Origin of the sequence: Lonsdalea quercina (genome assembly GCF_900107885.1) — a bacterium.
Taxonomy (GTDB): domain Bacteria; phylum Pseudomonadota; class Gammaproteobacteria; order Enterobacterales; family Enterobacteriaceae; genus Lonsdalea; species Lonsdalea quercina.
This window is the reverse complement of sequence record NZ_FNQS01000007.1, coordinates 1-20089: the sequence shown is the minus strand read 5'-3', so window position 1 is coordinate 20089 and position 20089 is coordinate 1. Positions and strand designations below refer to the sequence as shown.

At 54.3% G+C, this 20089-nt stretch carries 15 protein-coding genes and 1 pseudogene; 3 read left to right on the top strand and 13 right to left on the bottom strand.

The features are described 5' to 3' along the window. Positions 1-91: 91 nt before the first annotated feature. The 4 genes and pseudogenes from BLU64_RS10750 to BLU64_RS10735 form a co-directional block, all read right to left on the bottom strand. Positions 92-940 carry a GRP family sugar transporter gene (locus BLU64_RS10750; protein ID WP_074728688.1) on the bottom strand — a complete coding sequence of 283 codons (849 nt, stop codon included), beginning with the start codon at positions 938-940 and terminating at the stop codon, positions 92-94. 93 nt (positions 941-1033) lie between these two features. Continuing rightward, the gene (locus tag BLU64_RS10745; RefSeq protein WP_026742227.1) at positions 1034-1819 is read right to left on the bottom strand and encodes a glucose-1-dehydrogenase; all 786 of its coding nucleotides are present in this window, start codon (positions 1817-1819) and stop codon (positions 1034-1036) included. A 422-nt stretch (positions 1820-2241) separates the two neighbouring features. After that, a complete protein-coding gene (gene eutR, locus BLU64_RS10740) occupies positions 2242-3285 on the bottom strand; it encodes an HTH-type transcriptional regulator EutR (protein ID WP_074728687.1) in 1044 nt (347 codons plus the stop codon). 108 nt (positions 3286-3393) lie between these two features. Then, positions 3394-4709 (bottom strand): annotated as a pseudogene (locus BLU64_RS10735) (aldehyde dehydrogenase family protein). A gap of 1414 nt (positions 4710-6123) precedes the next feature. On the opposite strand from BLU64_RS10735, the gene BLU64_RS10730 reads away from it, so the two are divergent. Next, complete coding sequence (locus BLU64_RS10730; RefSeq protein WP_074728685.1) at positions 6124-7053, top strand: LysR family transcriptional regulator; 930 nt, start codon at positions 6124-6126, stop codon at positions 7051-7053. 126 nt (positions 7054-7179) lie between these two features. On the opposite strand, the gene BLU64_RS10725 is transcribed toward BLU64_RS10730, so the two are convergent. The 9 genes from BLU64_RS10725 to BLU64_RS17245 form a co-directional block, all read right to left on the bottom strand. Next, entirely contained in the window at positions 7180-7887 is a 708-nt protein-coding gene (locus BLU64_RS10725) for an HAD family hydrolase (RefSeq protein ID WP_026742230.1), read from the bottom strand. 69 nt (positions 7888-7956) lie between these two features. After that, entirely contained in the window at positions 7957-8868 is a 912-nt protein-coding gene (locus BLU64_RS10720) for a tagatose-bisphosphate aldolase (RefSeq protein ID WP_026742231.1), read from the bottom strand. Beyond that, positions 8865-9443: a P-loop nucleotide/nucleoside kinase family protein gene (locus BLU64_RS10715; RefSeq protein WP_051625471.1), complete on the bottom strand. Its 579-nt coding sequence runs from the start codon at positions 9441-9443 to the stop codon at positions 8865-8867. Before BLU64_RS10715 ends, BLU64_RS10720 begins: the two co-directional genes overlap by 4 nt. Then, positions 9440-9877 (bottom strand): PTS sugar transporter subunit IIA, encoded by a 438-nt coding sequence (locus BLU64_RS10710; RefSeq protein WP_026742232.1) that lies wholly within the window; start codon positions 9875-9877, stop codon positions 9440-9442. The genes BLU64_RS10715 and BLU64_RS10710 overlap by 4 nt, the downstream gene beginning before the upstream one ends. Before the next feature lie 6 nt (positions 9878-9883). Continuing rightward, positions 9884-10162 (bottom strand): hypothetical protein, encoded by a 279-nt coding sequence (locus tag BLU64_RS10705; protein ID WP_026742233.1) that lies wholly within the window; start codon positions 10160-10162, stop codon positions 9884-9886. A gap of 46 nt (positions 10163-10208) precedes the next feature. Continuing rightward, positions 10209-11546 carry a PTS sugar transporter subunit IIC gene (locus BLU64_RS10700; protein WP_026742234.1) on the bottom strand — a complete coding sequence of 446 codons (1338 nt, stop codon included), beginning with the start codon at positions 11544-11546 and terminating at the stop codon, positions 10209-10211. 15 nt (positions 11547-11561) lie between these two features. Continuing rightward, positions 11562-11852 (bottom strand): PTS sugar transporter subunit IIB, encoded by a 291-nt coding sequence (locus tag BLU64_RS10695; protein ID WP_026742235.1) that lies wholly within the window; start codon positions 11850-11852, stop codon positions 11562-11564. A 9-nt stretch (positions 11853-11861) separates the two neighbouring features. After that, positions 11862-12842, bottom strand: coding sequence for a 6-phosphofructokinase (locus BLU64_RS10690; RefSeq protein WP_074728683.1), 981 nt, complete (start codon positions 12840-12842; stop codon positions 11862-11864). 96 nt (positions 12843-12938) lie between these two features. Further along, entirely contained in the window at positions 12939-13337 is a 399-nt protein-coding gene (locus BLU64_RS17245; protein ID WP_139171500.1) for a hypothetical protein, read from the bottom strand. 88 nt (positions 13338-13425) lie between these two features. Between BLU64_RS17245 and BLU64_RS10685 the strand changes: the two genes are divergently transcribed. After that, complete coding sequence (locus tag BLU64_RS10685; RefSeq protein ID WP_244888424.1) at positions 13426-15066, top strand: ShlB/FhaC/HecB family hemolysin secretion/activation protein; 1641 nt, start codon at positions 13426-13428, stop codon at positions 15064-15066. Positions 15067-15134: 68 nt separating this feature from the next. After that, a partial coding sequence (locus BLU64_RS10680) for a two-partner secretion domain-containing protein (RefSeq protein WP_139171499.1) occupies positions 15135-20089 on the top strand: 4955 nt, incomplete at its 3' end.

The window sequence follows — 20089 nt, the reverse complement described above, 5'->3', positions numbered from 1 at the left end:
AGGGGCATCGCCCCTCTTTTTTCGGCTTAATTTTTCCGGTCACCGTCTGGCCTAATCGCAGGGGCGGCGAGGGCAGACGCAACGGCCCGCGTTAAATCTGACTGATGATAATCCCGCCGCTCAACACCAGCGCCAGACCAATCAGGGTGAGGGTCAGTTCCTTGCGGGTTTTATGTTCCTTCAGAATAAAGATCCCGCCCAGCGTGGAGATAATGACGCTCATCTGAGACAGGGTAAAGCCGGTCGCCACGCCGTTGCGCTGCGCGGAGATCAGATAACCCAGCGCGGCCACCGCAAAGATCAGGCCGGGCAGCATGCTCCAGTAGGTCCGTTTCTCTTTGAGCGTACCGCCGAGTTGTTTGATGGAGAGCAGGAGCGACATCGCCACCATGCCCGCCGTTTGCGGCAGGAAGGCGTCCCACCCGCTGAGATTAAAGATGCGGGGCAGGGCGGAATAGCCGATGTAGCCGAACATGGAGACGATCAGAATGCCCACCCCGGCGAGCAGGTGTTGCTCACGCGAGGTGTTTTTCTTAGAGGTGTACGTGGTCAGGTAGACGCCGACTATCACCAGCAAAATGGCGAAAAAGCCCACCATTTTGGTACTTTTCCACTCCCCAAAAAAGCAGACGCTGAACAGTGACGTCCCGATCAGCTGCAACCCGGTGGAAACGGGCATGGCTTTCGACACGTCTATTTTCGTAAAGGAGACGTATTGCAAATATTGACCGAAGGCCCAACACATGCCCGAACCGGCACCCCCGACGATAACCGGCCAGACCAGATTCGCTGGCACGAAGATCGCGACGACAAGCGCGACCACGAAAGCGCCCAGCGTGGTGCCAATGATCTGATTATTGGGCGAGCCGCCGATAGACGACACCACGAGCGGGAGGATCCCCCAAAACAGCGCCGGGATCAGCGCGATCAGTATATTCATGCCTATTTATCTCTTAACGGATTAACGACGTCTCCCTTCCCTTCGGCCCACGGCGCGAAGAGAAAGGAAGGAAGCGTTGCTGAGGGGAGGGGGTTATCCCTGACCGCCCTGGAAAGAGGGGTAGAGCGTCATGCCGCCGTCGGCGAATAGCGTAATGCCGGTGACATAAGAGGCTTGCTCAGAGGCGAGCCAGGCCGTGACATTGGCGATCTCTTCGGGTTCGCCGGCGCGTTTCATCGGGATCATTTTTTCCAGCGCCGCGCGTTTCTCAGGGTCGTTCATTTTTTCTTTGTTGATGGGCGTATTGATGGCGCCCGGTCCGATACCGTTGATGCGAATACCTTTGTCCGCATATTCCAGCGCCAGCGTCTGCGTCAGCAGTTTCACGCCCCCTTTACTGGCCGCGTAACTGGCGAAAGTCGGCCACGGGATCTGCTCGTGCACGGAAGACATGTTGATGATGGTGCCCTGAATATTGTTTTCCAGGAAATACTTGATGGCGAGTTTGGCGGTCAGAAAATAGCTGGTCAGGTTAACAGAGATGACCTGATTCCAGTCGTCCAGCGTCGCCTCGTGGGAAGCGGTCTGTTTCTCGATGCCGGCGTTATTCACCAGAATATCGAGACGTCCGAAGGTGTCGATAGCCGTTTGAAGCACCTTTTGCGTGTGTTCTTCGAGGCTGATGTCGCCTTTGAAGAGGACGGCTTTTCCGCCGCTTTGCTCAATCGATTTGGCCACCTCATTCGCCCCGTCATCGTCCGAGCGGTAACACACCACCACGTTGACTTTCTCCGCCCCGAAACGCTTGGCAATCGCCGCGCCAATGCCTTTCGATGCGCCAGTGACAATCGCCACCTTATCCTGTAAATCATTGAACATAATAACTTTCCTCACAGTGTGCGTGTGTTGGTACTGTTGTTTTCAAGTCGTGTTTAGCCCAGGGTTTTATGCAGATGGCGCGAGGATGGCGCGGTTAACGCTGAGGGCTTAATGCAATCGCAAAGCTGCCGTGGAACCAAAAGCCTTGCGTTCATGCCCAGCGCAAACGCCGGACGTGTCGCTTTGCCGCGCTTGATATCAGCTCGCTGCGGAGCCTGAGGCCGGGTAGGGACTTCCGATGAAGGCGCGTCACCATTCACGCCGTTACAGTATAGTTCATGTCAGTTTTTTCTCTTTTCGGCGGCCGAAAAGCAGTGAAATACGCTGGATTTGTCGTGAATGTCGCGGCATCGACGGCGCGATGGAGGGGAACCGCCCGAAGCGACGTGGCGTCAGGGCGGGTGAGAGACGCAGTCCGACCGTCACTGCGGACAGTGACGCCGTAGGGTTAGCGAGGGCTTCTCGTTGAACAATTTCTGATAGTCGATGGCGAACTGGCTCAAATGCCAGAATCCCCACTGCATCGCGGCGTCTTGCACCGTGCGATGCGGTGTCTCGGGGTCGATCAGCTCTCGCCGCACCGCATTGAGCCGGATGATTTTGAGCCAGGCGTTGGGGGCGATGCCTAAGATGTTCTGGAAGGCATTTTGCAAGGTGCGGCGGCTGACGTGGAGTCGATTGCACAGGTCCAGCACGGTGACCGGTTCTGAGGTTTGGCTCAACACATATTCTCGTGCAAAGGCGATCAGTTTGCGGTGATGATGATTTTGCGCCGGTTCCGTCGGCGGCTGGACGTTTTCCAGAAACGACATCAGCATCGTGAGAAGGTTATGGTTCAACAGTTTCTGCGTATTGCCTTTTTTCATGACCTGCGGGAAATGGCAGCTGTACCACAGTGCATGGCGGATGTAATCGCAGAGCTGTTCCTTGTTGCTGAGATCCATTTGCAGCGTGGTGCCGCGGGTCAGCCGTTCGGTCAGCCACTGCGGGTCGCTGAGCGCGCCGATGTATTGATGCAGCAACTCATGTGAAATCACGACCCCCAAAATGGAAAAGTCGTCCGGCGTTGAAAGCTCGAACTCTTTCCCGCCGGGGCTGACGGCAATGCCGTACTTGTCCAGCGGTTGCGCGTTGATAAACCCCATGTTCTCCTGCGTAGAAGGAATACCGAACCATAACGACCCTGCCCAGGCCATACAGGATTGGCGCAACGCCAGATTAGTGTATTCGTGACAGAGCTGCATGCCGTCTAACAGCAGTTCCTGTAGCTCGCCGCGGAAATGGCCGGGCGAGACTTGATCGTAAAGCTGTTGCCAGGCGGTGATGGTGCGGGACTGGGCGTAAACGTCCTGCGTGTAACGCTGATGCATCGGGTGATGAGTTTGACTCTGTAATGCCTGGACGGCGTCGGGAGGTGTCGGCTGGGCGGCAAGCTGATGCGGATGAAGGCGATGGTCTGTTTTCATCTGTCGTTTCCTCCGGTAAAACCTTTGCGCTGTGTCGCACAATGAGCCGATGGGGGGCGTGGTCCCTGCCACTCTGTGCTGGCGGCAGGGACGCTTAGCATACGAAAACTAGACGATGCGGAACATATCCACCATCACACAACGACGGATTCGAACGAAAGTCCGTCCCGATGTCACCCCTTCGCCGGTCGGTGTGGAAATGGTCATGGATGTCCAGCCCTCGCCGCCGAATCCCAGCCCGGCGATACAGGGACCGTTCTTAACGAAAATACTGGTGTTGATGCGGCTCGCCATCTTGTGCAGATGGGTGATGTCGGTCGAGTGCATCGCCGCCGTATGGCGACATCCGCCCTCCAGCCGCACCGCCAGCTCGATGGCTTCTTCCACGTCGGCCGCGCGCACGACGGGCAGCACCGGCATCATCATCTCCGTCACGGCGAAGGGATGATCGGCAGGCGTTTCCGCCAGCAGCAGCCGCGTGTTGTCGCCGACGTCCAGGCCAATCGCCGCGGCGATCTTCGCCGCATCGCGCCCTACCCAGTCGCGGTTGGGGCGGCCTTTCCCGTTTTCGTCGATATCGGTCAGCAGCAGCGGCAGCAGCTGTTCGACCTGCTCGCTCGTCAGCAACACCGCCTGATGCTGCTGCATGTGGGTCAGCAACGCGTCGGCCACGCTGTCGACGACGATCGCCACTTTTTCATCGACGCAGATAATGTTGTTGTCGAAGGACGCGCCGCGCACAATGTCACGCGCGGCGCGAGCGATGTCCGCGGTTTCATCCACCACGACGGGCGGGTTGCCTGCGCCAGCGGCGATCAGGCGCTTATCCGTATGTTTACGCGCGGCCTCCACCACCGCTTCGCCCCCGGTCACGACCAGCAGACTAATACCCGGATGGCAAAACAGGCGCTGAGCGGTTTCAATATTTGGGTCTTCGACGGTGACCAGCAGATTATCGGGGCCGCCTACGGCGATAATTGCCCTGTTCAACAGGCTGATGGCGTGCAGGGAGACCTTCTTCGCCGAAGGATGCGGCGCAAACACGATGCTGTTGCCCGCGGCGATCATACTGATGGCGTTATTGATGACGGTAGCAGCCGGGTTCGTCGAGGGGGTGACCGAGGCCACCACGCCCCAGGGCGCGTTTTCGATCAGCGTCATCCCGTTGTCGCCGGTGATCACCTGTGCCTCCAGGCTTTCCGTGCCCGGCGTGCCTGAGAGACATTTTTGGCATATTTGTCCGTCACGCGGCCCATGCCGGTTTCGGCCACGGCCATTTCCGCCAGCACCTGCGCGTAGCGCTCACCGGCCTGACGGATCGCCGTAATCACCCTTTGCCGCAAGACCACATTATCCAGCTGTTTCTGCGCCTGCGCCGCCGCATTCACCGCATCATCCAATGAGGCAAAAACACCGTATTGCATATCGAATTTAGGCGCCGGACTTGCCGGGGCGGTGGATTCGAATATTGACTGTCCCATACGTGGATCCTCCAGGATAGGTTCTGACCCCATCCGCGAATCGAGGGATGTCGAAACGCGGAATAGCTTTCCCTGCGGGCGTTCAGGCGCCCCCCTGTGCGGTCGCTCCTACAGCGGTCGCACGGCGAACAGATTAATGGCGTGAATCTGTCCGTGGTTAGCGCGGTTATCGCCCGCGGGCTACAGGCATGTTGCGTTCGTTTAATGAATGCCACTATCAAAAATCGGCAAACTTTCCTTAAGTTTGAACCGCGTCATAAATTGACATTTTCTCTTCCAATAACGTCTTGCTTTTACGTCGTCGCCGTTTGCGGTTTGGCCTCGCCCTTTCTTTGCCCTTTTTCCTTGATCGCGCCCAACCCGGGTGAGGGCGCATTGACCAATATCGCCGCATTGCCGTGGATCTTTCCGTCTTTCATCGCCTGGTGGGCGAGCGGAATATCGCCAAAGGCAAAGACCTGATTCAGCGTGGGAAAGATCCAAGACCGTCTCGAAGGTTGATGTATGGGTCAATATCCAAGCGGGGGAGCGCCGATGAAAAGAGCGTCGACCAGAATCATTAACAGGGTGTTTTGAAGGTTCAATGTGGTATCTCCTTATGGGTCGATTAACAGATGAAGATTCGGGTCATTACCGGTTCGTCACCGCGACTTCCTGATAAAAAAATCAATGCGAATATTCCGATGGTGATGGCGCAAAATTTGAACAGCAATATAGCGTTGAGGGAATAATTTTTTGTGACTGGTGTTTTGATTTCCTATTTTTAATAAGACAAGCTATTTTTACAGATAAAATCAGTGCGAGAAGATATGGTATTTTAGGTTTAGTTCCTCTATTTAGTGATTCACTCTCCTGCCATTTATTAATACCGTGTTAGATAGTCACATTAAGTCAATATCAAATATGGTATTAATAATGAAGAAGGAGCGTGTTTTCCTTATAAATAAACCATTTATATTGTGAATGTGTTGTTTCTGTTCTAATTTTAACTCAAGGTTAAAATCGATAGGACGAAATACAGCATTCCCCAGGCGGCTCGAAGCTGTGTGATACTATAAGGATACAAATAGGCAAAACCATCTCTCAATAATGTGATAGTTTCATTAGTAGATAATGATGGCTTTTATATCGTAAATGTGTATTTATTAAAAAGGGAAAATAGTCATAAAAGTATTACTCTAAATCATACTAGGGCGAACCGCGTGGCGTTTAGGGATGAATTGGTATTGTATGACTAGTGTCGTTTTATAAATTATAATTATTGCCGTTTTACTATGTTCGAAATAAATTTTTTGCGTGCAATACCATCCCTGTGATGGGATTGACTCTTCCAGTGTGAAAATGGTGGTATAAGACTATGGATTGGTTGAAAACTCCTCCTTTATACGCTTTGAAGGCCTTCGAATCCGCCGCCAGGTATCAATCATTTACCTTGGCCGCAGACGAGCTGTCCATCAGCCAAAGCGCTGTTAGTAAACATATTCAAACGATAGAAAGTTTTTTTGGGCGCCGTTTATTTGAACGTAATGGACCTAAAGTGGTTCTCTCGTCCGACGGGATGGATTTCGCGAAAGAAGTTCATGAGGCATTTTATTCGCTCTGTCATGCTTGTGAACAATTTTCAAATACTGAAGAAATTTTGAAAGTCAGCGCACCTGTGACATTTTCACTCCGTTGGTTTATAGCCGTATTAAGGAAATTGGATGCGGACGAGAACTACCCCCGTATTATTCTCGATAGTCAGCGAGTAGGGGCTGATTTTATCGATATCAAAGATCTCAAAAAAGAAGGTTTCGACGGGATAGTTCAATATCTCCATAGGGATGAAAGTCCCGATAACCAAGAGAAGACTTTATTATTAGAGGAGTGGGTGATCCCCGTTTGTTCACCCAGTCTATTAACGCAATACACACGTTCCTCAAGGGTGGGGATTGATCTGCTGGGTTATAAATCACCCGAAGACAAGCTGATGTTGTGGAACGAAAAAGTCCCCGCCGATATTTATCTTACGCCCTTAAACCGTCAGGATTTCAACTCGATGGATTTGGCGATCAGCGCTGCGCTCCAAGGGCTAGGTATGGCCATTGTTGATGTTAATATGGTGAAAAAAGAACTCGAGAACGGTACGTTGGTCCTGCCATTCAAATATGCAATAAAAACGGGGTATGGATACCACTTCTCCTGGCTAAGAAATAATCTGCAATGTGAGAAGTTAATTGCTCTCAATCGCTTCCTAAAACAGGAAATATTGGAGGAGCGTTTAGCATTCATTCAATATATTGATTGATAGGCGTGGATATCGACGCTGTCATCAGCGTATTAACCCTATTGTCAGCTACCTCTTCTGACCGACGGTGACGACGTTCTGTCCAGTGAGGAAATGACGTGCTTATCTTGGGGAGTGCGATTTTCGTCATCGATGGCGGCTTGGGCTTTCCATCGAGCGATGCTCGAAACGGCGTATCTCCCCGATAAGTTGCGGCATGGCTTCAATTACGCGATCGGCGCCTGCGTCAATCAGCCGTGTACGGTGGCTGGGCGTGGTATGCGCGCCGCCGGTAAATCCCACGACAAACATTCCCGCACTTTTCGCCGCCGCGACGCCATGAACGGAATCCTCGATGACAATCGTCTGTTTCGGCGCGGTATTCATGACCTGAGCCGCATGCAGAAAAATGTCGGGACGGGGTTTGCCGCGGCCTGGACCGAGATCGACCGCGGAAAAGATATACGGCGCGAACAAGGACTTCAAACCCACCCGCGTCAGCATGTAATCCAGCTGTTCCGCGCTGGAATTGGAGCCGATACACCGACGGAGGGGAATTTGGGACAAGGTCTCCCGCACGCCGGCGATACTGACCAGCCTGTCGGCGAACGCGGCCATCAGCTGCGGATAAAACGCCTGACGTATGTGGGGCGGGATCGTGACCCCCTTGTGAACGCGGATCTGGTCGAGCAGCTCATCCCAGGTGAGTCCGCTGTAGCGATGCGTGAACTCATCAAGCCCGATATTGACCCTATGCTGATTCAGCAAGGACACCGTCAGCTCGATACCGATGATCTCCGAGTCGACCAACACGCCGTCACAGTCGAAAATAATTAAATCCACTCTGTCCGTCATCTCATTTTCCTGTCAGCAGGGCTGGCCGAGCGCCGTTGCCTGCGCTGGCCAGCCTGGTTAAATCGGAGATTAAGCGCTGATGCGTTGTTGGCGATATTTCACCAGCAGCCGCTGGATGTCCCGTAAACGGGGCACGGCGAGGGTGGTCAATTTTTCGCGTGTGACGCTGCGGTCAAGAGAGATGCAGTCTTTCCACAGTGAACGGCCTGCGATCACGCCGGACGCGCCGTTTCGAAGCGCGACGTCAACCTGTTGCAGGAAGGTTTCGTGGTCGACGCCGGCGGACAAGACTGCCCACGGAACGTCTCCGCAGGTTTCCGTGACGGCGGCGCAGGCTGCTTCCGAGCCGGGGTACGGGATCTTCAGCACTTTAGAGCCGCAGTCGATGCAGGCGCGGCAGCCTTCCAGGATCAGCTGGGGAATTTTACGCTGGTAGTCTTCTTTGCTTTCATTTTCCAGCGGATAGGTCAGGAACTCGACGACCAAGAACAGATCTTCTCGGGCGAAATCGGCAATGACGTTGCGCAGCGTCGCCAGATTGGCGGTATTGGCCTCCGGCGTATCCATGCGCAGGTAGATCATGATTTTGCCGCCGGTCGCCCCCAGTTCACGCACTTTGCGGGCGGTGATGCCTTCGACCATTTTTGAGATGCGGTAGCCTTCGGGCGAGGTGTCCCAACCGGAGGCATCCAGGCCGACGAGCAGGCCGGTATTGCGTGGTACCACGCCTTCATCAATGATGCCGGGGACGGCGCAGAGCGGATCGACCAGCACGCAGCCCGCCTCCGACGCCAGATATTGCGTAATATCGTATTTGGTTTTCCCCAGCGTCTCGTTACTGATTTTCGCCTGTTCTTCCGGCGTATCGGCCAATAGGGTTCTCATTCCGCCGCGCTGATCGCAGGCGACCACCATCATAGCGCCGGTATTGTCGCAAATCATTTGATAGCCACGACGTTCTGCTGTTGTCATTTTGTTCATCGGTTAATTCCTCGTACAGGAGATAAGATGTAGGGTTCTGAATGATTAAGGTGCTGAGCGACCCATGAAATAAGGCGTTCTGTCTCGATCTCCTTATCCTGAATCACGGTGTAAACCGGGCCTAACGCCATGGGCTGCGCCTTTTCCGCTAATGCGACTAATTCGGGGATATACTCTTCGCCGGGATGTCCTTTCACCCGGCAGTGGCAGCGCTGGGAATAACGCTCCGCCACCCGCTCGGGCGAAATCTGATTCCATATTTCAATCACGGTTTCGCAGTCGCATTGCGACAGGTAATTGGCTAAGACTGATTTATGCCGAAATCCAAACCAGGCATCTAAAATAAATACCGTGTTCGACGGCGAACTTTTTACAATGTTGAACATAGCCGCATAAGCGGAATAGCCCAGTTGGCGATTCAATGGCCTGTCAATAATATCGGCGAACTGCGCCATAAAAGGCTCTTTAATTTCGTCGATGCTCAAGACAGGTAAATTGAAAAAGTCGGCAATCTGTCCGGCAACGTAACTTTTTCCTGATGCCGGTATTCCATTAACCAAAATCAGTTTTTTCATAATAATCCAAGTATTTCATCAACGGTGGCGGCGTGTCTTATTCGACTTAACGTGTCCTCGTGATCCAGAAGGCCAACAATGGAAGCAATGCCTTCCGTAATATGAGAGTCCCCGTTAACGCCGCCAAACATCACAATAATATCGACGGGTTCACTGCCGTTAATTGAGATGGGCGTTGCGAGTGTCACCATACTGAAACAGTCTTTGATGACCCCGCATTCCGGTCGGGCATGAGGAATGGCGATACCTTCATCAAAAACATAATAGGGGCCATATTCCAATGTGTTATCAATTACGGCTTTCGGATAGTCAGCGGTGACAAAACCACCTTTAATTAATGGTCTTGCCGCTTTTTCGATAATTTCCTGCCAGGCGTTAACGCTGACTCTGACCTGAATAAACGAATTTTGAGCAAGAAATGATTTAATCGTCATATCGCCTCATATATTTTTGCGGATGGTGTTTCTTAACTCATCCATTCTCAGGAAAATATCGTCAACCTGATGTCGATACGGCTTAGCGGCTGAGAATACTTTTACCGCCTGGGTATATTTCACCATCAGCCGTTTTTGAATCGTGGTATCCGCCGGGTTTTTCTTGAGTCCGGATTCCAGCTGCATGATTTCCGAGTGAAGCGTTTCCGCCTCTTCGCTGTTTTCATTTTCCGGCTTCCCTGGCGTCTTTTCTAATTGAAAGAGATGCTTTAATTTCGCGAACATATTTCCTCCTCACGTCGTGATGGAATAACCCGCGCGTTCTGCCGCCTTATTTGCCCAATTTTCTATTCGCTAGCCAGACAATCAGGATGACGAAGGCGATGAAACCGATGACGAACGGCCAGTCATGCTGGAAGGTATGGCCAAGGACCAGACCGGTACTGATGACGTCTGAGTCGCTGAACGTCACGCCTTTGAAGCCGAAGGTTTCTAGCAGCGGCACCAATATCGCGGGCAGAAAGGTAATGAACAGGCCGTGAACCACGCCGCCGATGATGGCGCCTTTTCTGCCGCCCATTGCGTTGCCGAAGACCCCGGCGGCACCGCCCGCGAAGAAGTTGGTCAGCAGGCCCGGCAGGATCATGGCCAGCCCGAACAGCGGGAAGACCAGCATTCCGATAATCGATCCGACGGTGGTGGCCAAAAAGCCGACGATGACGGCATTCGGGGCGTACGGGAACAGCACCGGACAGTCGAGCGCGGGTTTGGCGTTAGGCACCAGCCGCATGGCGATGCCGCGGAAGGCGGGCACCAGCTCATTCAGCAGCAGGCGGACGCCGCTATAGAGTACGAAGACCCCGGCGACGAACTGCATGGACTGCATAAACGCATACATGATGTAGTTGGTTTCGCCCGCGAACTGCGCGATGTACGCCGACCCGGCAAAGATGGCCGGAATGAGGTACATCGGCACCATGATGACCGCCATCGACAGGTAGGTGTCTTGCAGAAATTTGAAGTTATCGGGCAGTTCCAGATCTTCGGTAGAGCGCGAGTTTTTGCCGATTGCTCGCGCTACCGCGGCCTGAACGAGGTAGCCGATGGTACAGAAATGACCGAGCGCTACATCGTCTGAGTCCGTGATTTTCCGGACGATAGGTTGGGCGATGGCCGGCATCAGCACCGCCATCACGCCGCCGAAGATCCCGCCGGTCAAAATCAACGTCGCGCCCGTCAGCCCCGCTTTGTAGCCGATGACGGTGCCAATGGTCGCCATCCATAGCAACGCCTGGCCGGTGAGAAAGATGTATTTGAACGGCGTGATCCGGGCGATGAGGATGTTGACGGCAAAAATCACCAACAGCGTCAGCGCGACTTCGGAACCCAGTTCACGGTTAGCGACGCCGGCAATCGCCGCCACGTCCGTGATATACCCCTGCATGCCGAATCCGTGGGTAAAAATATCGTTAAGAAAGGTCAGGGCGGCCACAATAATATTAATCCCCGCCATCATGATGAGAAACCCTAATAAGGTTTTGAACGTTCCCTCCACGGTTTTACCGACGGATTTTTTTTGCAGAATAAGACCGATCATTGCGATTAACGCAATTAATATCGAAGCCTGGCCTAGAAAATCAGTCACAATAAAATGAATAATAGCGTCCACGGGTTACCTCATTTTTTAGATGGATTTCAGATATGCGAGGATTTTTTCTTCAATTTCTTTTTTGTCGGTGAGTTTATTCAAGATGATGACTTTTTTCTTATCCTCTTCGCTGGCATCCGACGTTAGAATGTCAGCGAACATTTTTTGGGTAAGAATAATGTCGTATTGATAGGATGACGCTTCCGATACTGTTGTGTGATCGATATTCGCATCAATGGCGAGTTTTTGTAATACAGACTTGGCGCTCATTTCAATAGCAAAACTTGAACCGAGACCGCAGCCACATACGCAGAGTACATTAAGCATAATATTACCTCAGATAAGGTTATTTACTTTAGCGAGTTTGTAGAGATAACTATCTTTGTCCACCAATCGTTTTTTAATGTTTTCAAGATCTATCGGTATGGCTTTATTATTATTGTTGATGACAACAATTTTATTTGTCAGGCCGCTGTTAATACATCTCACTAGCTCTTCTGCGAGAATAGCGCCCTGAATGATCTCCTCTCCGGTCGGCGTGCCATTTCTTAAACCGTATCCCAGAATCGTTTTTCGGATGCGGATGCCTATCTTGTGCTCTATCTTTCCAATCATGGTATCAATCGCCCCCTGAAATCCGGGGGTATATTCTTTGGTATATCCTTCAGAACATAAAATAATGACGCTGTTCTGTATTTTTATTTTCTGTTTTATCTGGTCCGCCAGGACATCAATGTCCCAGGGGGCTTCTGGAATGAGCGCAATATCCGCATTACTTTTTAACGCCGCCTGTAATGTCAGTTCGCCGCAGTAGCCTCCCAGCAATTCAATAATAAATATCCGTCCCGGCAAGCCGCGTCCGGTATTGCGTAATTTGGCGACTTCACTGATGACCTGTTCGCAGGCGGTGGAAAATCCGAGGGTATAACTGTCGCCGTCAATATCGTTATCAATCGTCATTCCCACGCCGTAACAGCAGATGCCGTAGCTGCTCAGTGTCTTCAGAAACTGAAAAGAACCATCGCCGCCGCCCATGATCAGACAATCCAGTTTCTTATGACGAATGTTCTTAACAATCCTCTCGTAGTCGGATTTCCGGCATTTATCCTCCTTTCTCCCTGACGCGAGCAACGGCACGGAAGAGAGAGATAAATCGACCAGATCGCGGCGCGTGATGTCTTTGCAGCGATTTTCAATCAGCCCATTAATGCCGCCGTCGAAGATCACCATGTCAGATTCTGTCATCCGGTTGATCTGAAAAAGGAAATTATTCATTCCGCTGACATCGCCGCCGCTTAGTACCAATCCTATTCTCATGGTTAACCTCGGATGAAGGCTCCTCAGTGACTATGGGATCGATAGTAGAGATGGCGGGATTAATTTTTTTGGAGCACGTCACACTTATGCAACATTTCATTCGGCCAGCGAGGCTTGACAGGCTGTTTTAGCACCTGATTTTGTGATTGGCATCACACTATTTTGTCCTGACTCTTCTAATGCCGCTAGGTAATTATTTGTTTTACATATGTTTTGGTTATAGGACGTTTGACGGACAGGCGAGGCGGATTTGCACAGGAAAACGGCTGCTGCTTTTGTGATTTTCTTCACATTAATTTGGGCTAAAGCGCGAAAGGAGTCGGGGCGAGGGGAGGCGTTGGGGGGAGGTAAGCGATCTTGTGATGTCAGGGATGAGGAAAGGGCGACGCGGATTTGTTTGTAGAGTGCACATAATATGCTTGCTTTTAATACCACCGAATGAATAATACGTGGAAATTTACACAATCTTACGATTAATGGATGAAATCTTTTCATTAAAGGGATTTTTCTGATGTGTTTTTCTTATTCAAAGTCGATCTCCCCTGTGTTAGCTGCAACCGTGCTTGCCTATGCTTCCTCGGTGATGGCGGCAGACAGTCCTGATGCGCCGATGCAAGGGGCCGCCGCGATTGATGCTCGCGAGCAGCTGCGTCAGCAAGAGCGAACGCGTGCGCTGAGAGAACAAAACACCCCGCAGGCCGATGTTCGTCTCCAAACGCCTGACGCCGCGTTGCCAGGGTATCCGACAGAGGAAAATCCCTGCTTCACCCTTCATTACCTCGCATTACAGGGAGAGGCTTCCGAGCAATTCCAGTGGGCTTTGGCCTCTGCCGCCGATGCCAACGGCCGCTGTCTGGGCGCTCAGGGCATCACGCTCGCTATCAACAAAGTGCAAAATGCCATTCTTGCAAAAGGTTATGTGACCACCCGAGTAATGGCGCAGGAACAGGACTTAACTCAAGGGATTCTTACGCTTACCCTTCAGCCGGGGCGCATCAGCGATATTCGCTTCGGCCAACCGACGTCGTGGCGTGGGCGGTTGTGGAATGCCATTCCGGCATCGCGTGGCGATATTCTCAATTTGCGAGATGTCGAGCAGGGGCTGGAGAACCTCAAGCGTGTTTCCAGCGCGACGGCGGATATTGAAATTGTTCCCGGAGAACAGGAGGGCGCCAGTGATTTGCGGGTCAATTGGCAAGAAAAGCGCCCGGTTCGTCTGAGTCTGGGACTGGATGACAGCGGCTCTGAAAGCACCGGACGTTATCTGGGCACCGCCACGCTGGCCATCGATGCGCCTTTCGCACAAAACGATTTGTTTTACGCCAATATCGGCAGAGATATGTTTGCTCAGGGGCCGTACGGCAACCGCTCTAACACGCTGAACTACTTCTTCCCCGTAGGCTATTGGGCGTTTTCGGCTAACTATAGCGACTACACGTACCATCAAAATATTCCCAACGCGAATGAAGTCCTGAGCTACAACGGAAAAAGCGACAACGTCGTGGTGACCGTTTCCAGATTGCTGTTTCGCAATCAGTCCCATAAAACCACGCTCAACCTGCGGACCTACCGCAAACACGCCACAAACTCCGTTAATGGCATTGAGATCGAACAGCAGCGTCGCCGCACCGCGGGCTGGGAGTTGGGCGTCAATCAGCGCAGTTACTTCGGCGATACCACGGTAGATGCCAATGTTAGCTGGCGTCGTGGGACCGGCGCATTCGGCGCGACGCGCGCGCCGGAAGAAGCGACGCACAGCGGCAGTGCGCGCACGGGCGTGCTGTTGGGGGACGTGAGTATTCATCAACCTTTCACATTCGTCGACCAATCCCTGCGTTACTCCACCACCTTGCGTGGGCAGTGGAGCGCTAACGCATTAACCCCTCAGGAACGTTTGGCGATTGCCGGTCGCTACACCGTACGAGGCTTCGATGGCGAGCAGATGCTGTCAGGAGAAAGAGGGATTGTCTGGCGTAACGAATTAGGCTGGAACATCCGGTCGCGGGGACATGAACTCTATCTGGCGCTGGATTATGGGCGAGTGGGCGGACCGGGAACACGTTATTTGGTCGGGCATCAACTTGCGGGTTCCGCCTTGGGACTACGCGGGGCTCTTTGGCAACACATTAGCTATGACGTTTTCGCCGGCGTACCGCTCTTAAAACCGGATGCGTTCCATACCTCAGGTGCGACTGCCGGTTTCAGTATCAACGTTGAAATCTGATTCACGCTATTAGGTCCGCTGCCATTTTGTGTTTTCCCAGGGATTAACCTTTTTCACGGAAGGATGTCATGAACAAGCATTGTTACCGTCTTATTTTTAGCCGCACGCACGGCGAGTTACGAGTTGTTTCCGAATTAGCGCGTAGTTGCAGCAGCGAACCCGGTCAGACCCGAGGTCCGGGGGCCGTTCGTTTGTGGGTGACGGTGCGTCGTGCGGTCTGGATGCTGGGACTGGCGTTGTTCGCCACTCCGGCGCTGGCGGCGGGCATTGTGGCGGATAGCGGTGCGGCGGCGGGCCAACGACCCGATGTTATTGCCACGCAAAATGGTCTTCCTCAGGTCAACATCACCGCGCCGAATCAGGCCGGGATTTCACACAACCAGTACAGCCAGTTCGATGTCGATCAGAAAGGGGCCATTCTGAACAATTCGGCGGCGATGACCTCTACCCAGATGGCGGGGATGATTCAAGGCAACCCCAATCTGAATGTGGGTAGCGCGTCAGCCAAAGTCATCCTGAATGAGGTTAATAGCAGCAATCCCAGCCAGCTTCGCGGCTATATGGAAGTGGCGGGCGGACGCGCTCAGGTGATTGTGGCTAACCCGTCGGGGATTGTCTGCGACGGCTGCGGGACGATCAATGCGGGGCGGATGACCTTGACCACCGGCAAACCCCAACTCAATGCGGATGGCAGCCTGGCCGGATATCAGGTTGAGCGGGGCGTCGTGCGTATCGAAGGCGGTGGGCTGAACGGCGACGCCCGCCATGATACGGAGTATGTCGATGTGCTTGCCCGGGCCGTTGAGGTGAATGCGGGCGTTTGGGCCAAAGAGAAAGTCAATGTCGTCGCAGGCCGCAACCGCGTCAGCGCAGACGGTGAAACCGTCGTTCCTTCTGCGGCGTCGGATGAAGCCAAACCCGAGCTGGCCATTGATATGGGCCAGATGGGGGGGATGTACAGCGGCCAGATTCACATGATCGGCACTGAAGCGGGCGTCGGGGTGCGCAATCAGGGCGGACAACTACAGGCGGGCAAAACGCTGACCGTCAGCAGCGAAGGTCGACTGGTCTGGCAGCCCGCCCAGCAGGAGGCCGTGACGCAGGCGGCAGAGTCCATCAGTCTGACGGCCAATAATGATATTGAGCACGATGGAAAATTACACAGCGGCGGCACATTAAATGTTCAGAGTCGTGCGGGGTCGATTAAGCAGTCCGGCACCCTGGCGGCAGCCGGCGACGTCCAGCTCTCCGCTGCGGCGGGCATTGAAAATACCGGGCATCTGCTGGCGGGGAGTGATACCCGTAGTACGTTGATAAATGACGCCGATCTCACCCTGACCAGTCAGGGCGAGGTCCGCAGCAGCGGCAGCCTGTTGAGTCAGAAAAACGTGGCGTTGACCGGAAAGCGCGTCGATATCGGTCAGGCGCAGCTTGCCGCCAGGCAGGCGACGGTCTCCGCCCAGAGCGGCGGTGTCGGGTTGCGGCAAGCTAAAGTCGATGCTCAGCAGTTCACTGTCGATACCTCTGGGGATATCGACGCCCGTCAGGCGCAGGTTAAGGCGGGAACCTGGGCGGTGGGCGGCAATAATCTGCTTAACCAGCAGGCCGTCTGGGTAGAGACTGATGCCGGGGAAAGTCGCTTCAGACTGAACGGCAAGCTTGATAATACGCAGGGCGATATTGAGGCGAACAACCTGAGTCTGTTTGCCGGTGAGGTGAATAACCAGAGTGGTCGGCTGGTGTCGCTGGATAGCAACGCACGGGAGTGGCAGGTCGGGGGATTGCTGGATAACAGCGAGGGTGAGCTGGGCAGCAACGGCGACCTGGCGCTCAATGTCGGCGCGCTGAAAAATCAGGCGGGCTCGGTTAAAAGCTTGCAGGCGCTGCGTATCAACAGCGCAGGCGACGTGGATAACACCCGCGGCACTCTCCTGGCGGGCGCTGCGCTGAGCCTGGATGCGGGACAGGTCGATAACGCATCAGGAGTTCTTGGCGGCGAACAGCTCCAGCTCTCGGCTGAAGGTTTGAACAACACGCTTGGGCAGGTCATCAGTCAGCAAGATCTTCAGCTTACCGCGCATCAGGGGTTGGATAACCAGCAGGGCTTTATTGGGGCCGGGCAGGATCTGGCTATTCAGACCGAAGGCGACTGGAACAACCAGGGCGGCACCGCGCAGAGTGAAACCGTGATTAGCGCCACGGCGAACACGATGAATAACGAGAGCGGCAAGCTGTTGTCAGGCGACCACCTCTCGCTCAATGCCGCTGGCGGCGTCAACAACCAGGCGGGTGAGATCAGCGCGACGACGGTTGAACTCGGCGCGGCGAATTTCTCAAATGAAAAAGGGAAGGTCATCGGTCAGCGCTCGCTGGAGGTGAATGCGGCGCAGGCGCTGAATAATGCGCAGGGGCTACTGTCTGCCCGCGAGAAACTGGTTCTTCGTACCGACGGCCTATTAACTAACCGCGACGGAGAAGCCAGCGCGGCCGAGCTGGACGTCGCGGCCATACAGCTCGATAACGTACAGGGTAGGGTTATCGCCGGACAAAACCTGAACCTGCGGGTGCAGGACGGCGTGGATAATACCGCCGGACTGCTCGAAGCCGCCGAGACTTTGACAGTTCAGACCGAAGGAGACTGGAACAATCAGGGTGGGACCGCGCAAGGCGGCGGCCGGGTGGTCGCGACGGCCCGCCACCTCGACAACACTCAGGGGCGGCTACAGTCAGGCGGCGGGTTATCATTGAACACGACGGCCGACGTCAACAATCAAGCGGGGAAATTGACGGCTCAGGACCACCTCAACTGGCAAGGCGCATCGACCAGCTTACTAAATAATGACGGTGGTTCGTTACAGAGCGGCGGCGATCTGGTTCTGAACGGCGGGCGTCTGAGCAACCGTCAGCAGGGCGTGGTACTGGGCCAGCAAGCACTTTCATTCGATCTGTCATCAGACTGGGATAACCAGGGCGGTCAGTTGACCAGTCAGGGGCCGGCCGTGCTGCGTGCCGCTAATCTGTACAACGCGCAGGGAACGGTTAACGCGCTGGGCAGTCTGGACATGCAACTGACAGAAACGCTGGATAACGGCAGTGGCCGCATTTTCAGTCAATCTACGCAAACGCTGGCTGCGCAAGAGATCCTGAACAATCAAGGATGGATGGGCAGTCAGGGCGAGTGGCGCGCTAACGCCACCCGTTTTGACAATACGAAGGGCAGCGTGCAGTCGCAACAGGGCGCTCAGCTGACGGCCGACGCGTTAACCAACGCGGAAGGGGGATTGCAGTCCGCCGCCGATATGACCTTAAGGGTAGCGGGCGATATCGATAACCGCGGGGGCAAGGTCAGCGCTCAGCATCAGTTGACTGTGCGGGGCCGCACGGCGGACGACGATACGGGCGCCGTGAATAATGCGGGCGGACAGTGGCTGGCGGGTGAGGGCTTAAGTCTGACGGCGCAGAGGCTGGATAATACGCAGGACGGTCTGTTGTATAGCCAGAAGCAGTTGGATTTGAATGTTGGGACACAGATCGACAATCAGCGCGGCAAACTGCAAAGCGGTGAAACGCTGACGCTGAATGCGCAATCACTGCAAAACGATGGCGGCACAGTAGACAGCCAGCAACAGATGCTGCTGAGTACGTCGGGCGAGCTAAGCAATCAGGGCGGGGCGCTGCGCAGCAATGGCGATCAGCGCATTGCCGCCTATCGTGTTGATAACGCGCAAGGGGTGATCAGCAGTCAACGCGGCCTGACGATCAACGCTCCGCAGCTGGACAACGCGGGCGGAACGCTCATCAGTCAAGGCCTAGGGACGTACCATGTCGATACGCTGAATAACTCTCAGGGCAAACTGCATAGCGGTAATGCGCTGATGCTGACCGGGAGTCAGGTCAACAATCAGGCGGGGCAGCTGGTTTCCACACAAGATCTGCTCCTTAACGCCGCACAGTTGAACAATAACGGACAAGGGATCATCAGCAGTCAGGGCGCGCTGGATATCCAAAGCGATACATTGAATAACCGTGATGGCGGACTGATCTTAGGGACAACACGTACAGGCTTGACTGCGCGTGAAGCGGATAACACGGCAGGTCGCCTGCAAAGCGCCGGGAGCATGACGCTGACAGGACTGACCCAGTTAGACAACACTCAGGGGCGCGTTGTCGCGAACGGACCGCTCAGCATTAATGCTCTCAGCAGTCGTCTGGCGCGCTCGGCGTCGGCGCTGTCGGTATTGAACCCCAACGGATTGATGCAGAGCGGGGCATCGCTGGTTCTCGATGCCCTGTCCCTGAACAATCAGGGCGGTACGTTGCAGAGTCAGCAGGCGTTAAGCCTCAGCGTACAGCAGGACTATACCCATCGCGCGGGCGACACGTTGAGCAGCAACGGCGCGCTCACGTTCTCTGTCGCCGGCGTATTAACCAATCTGACGGACTGGCTGCTTCCCGGCGACCTGACCTTGAACAGCGCTCACTTCAATAACCAAGGCGCTTTGGTCGGCAAGTCGATGCAGGTCACTACCGGGCAATTGACCAACCGTGGACGGATTGAAGCCGATGCGATGACGCTTGATGTCGACACGTTGGATAACCCGAATGCGGTGATGGGCGACAACCTGACCCTTCGTGGCCGCGTCATTGATAACTACGGCTCGGGAGCGGTGCTGGCGGCCGCTCAGTCCCTCAATTTACGCGGTAACGAACGTCTGACTAACCGTGACGGCGCCCTGATTTTCAGCGGCGGCAGCTTACAGTTGGGCAGTGACGATCTCATCGAAAACCGGGCCAGCGCGATCGAGGCGGACGGCAATGTGACGGTTGATGCGCAGCGGTTGGTCAACGAGCGCGTGGGGCTGAACATCGAGCGCGATGCGGAGTCCAGTGATTACAAATGGCAGCGCTACAACTATTTCTGGCGTTCCTACGACTTAACGGTCAACACCGATAAGAACACCGTGGCTCCCGTCACACAGTCGCTGACGTTCCAAGATGAGGCTGCGGCGCAAAGCAATCCGTA